The 1,274-nt window shown below is 37.8% G+C and carries 1 protein-coding gene; it reads right to left on the bottom strand.

Features of this window, described 5'->3' with window-relative positions; translation table 11 throughout:
- Positions 1-42: 42 nt before the first annotated feature.
- Positions 43-1,208 (bottom strand): IS3-like element ISAba21 family transposase gene (locus IO68_RS29560; RefSeq protein ID WP_085940850.1). Its coding sequence is split into 2 segments (ribosomal slippage): positions 43-950 and positions 950-1,208, totalling 1,167 coding nucleotides; the frame shifts between segments, so codons are not numbered across the junction.
- Between the last annotated feature and the right edge of the window lie 66 nt (positions 1,209-1,274).

Here is a 1,274-nt window from a genome sequence, read left to right as displayed (position 1 = left end):
TGATATGTGCTGAATTAGCAGGAGACTTTCACTTGGGATATGCTAGGCAGCTAACCGATAAAAGTTCTCTGCTATTTGATTTGGCGTTTTAAAATCCAAACTCTTTTGAATTCTTCGCTGATTATAAAATAACACAATGTATTTTGTAATATCTGCTTTAGCTTCATCTCTGGTTTTATAGTTGCAATGATGCACTAATTCATTCTTGAGTATGCCCCAGAAACTTTCAATCGGTGCATTATCGTAACAGTCCCCACGTTTGCTCATTGAACCTTGAAAATCACATTTTTCCAGTATCTTTCGATATTCATGGCTGCAATATTGGCTGCCTCTGTCCGAATGAACAATTAAGCCTTTCGTTGGTTTTTGATTACGAATCGCCATAGTCAGTGCATTGCAAACAAGTTGTGCGGTCATACGCTCATTTAAGCTATAGCCAACCACTTGTTTCGTGTACAGGTCTTTTACTGCTGCCAAGTATAACCAACCTTCAGCAGTCCAAATGTATGTAATATCGCTTGACCATGCAAGATTGGGCTTAGTCATTGAAAACTGTTGCTCTAGTAAATTTGCGTAGATCGCTCGATTATGATCACTCTTCGTAGTTCTTTTGAAACGCTTATGACGCTTACAATACAGCTGGTTGAGCTTTTTTATTTGACGTACAGCATACGTACTGATTTTGATACCTTGCGCTTGTAAATGCTTAGTTAATCGAATATAGCCATAGCTTTGTTTAGTTTCCTCATGAGCTATTTTGACCAAAATTGTCTGTTGATTTCGCTGAACCAATCTTTTATTCATGCCTCGTTTTAGCCAATCATAAAATCGTGACACTGAAACGTGAAGTAATCTAGCCATAAAGCTAATCGGGAATAAATGTCTTTGCTGTTTCATATAGGCGTACCTTACTGACTTTCTTTCGCAAAGTACGCTGCTGCCTTTTTTAGAAATTCACGTTCCATTTCAGCTGTTTTGAGCTGTTGTTTGAGCTTTTTATTTTCTTCGAGTAAGGCATTTAGATCAGGTGAATATTGTTTAGTGCCTGCTAAGGTGCCAGTCTTTGCTTTATTATTCCAATTTGAAAGAGTTTGCATTGAAATGCCAAGTTGTCTGGCTGTTTCCGATACATTGCCTTGATTGGCTTCAATCAATTTTATTGCTTCAACTTTAAATTCTGCGGTGTAAGTCTTCTGTTTCTTGCTCATGGTAAACTCCTGATGAGTGTCTATAGTTTACCAAGTTAAAACCTCCTGTTTTCTCAGCACACATCA

The sequence above is a fragment of the Acinetobacter sp. COS3 genome, from assembly GCF_000475335.1.
Classification (GTDB): Bacteria; Pseudomonadota; Gammaproteobacteria; order Pseudomonadales; family Moraxellaceae; genus Acinetobacter; species Acinetobacter venetianus.
Note: the sequence above shows the minus strand (reverse complement) of the source record. Positions and strands in the feature narration are given on the sequence as shown.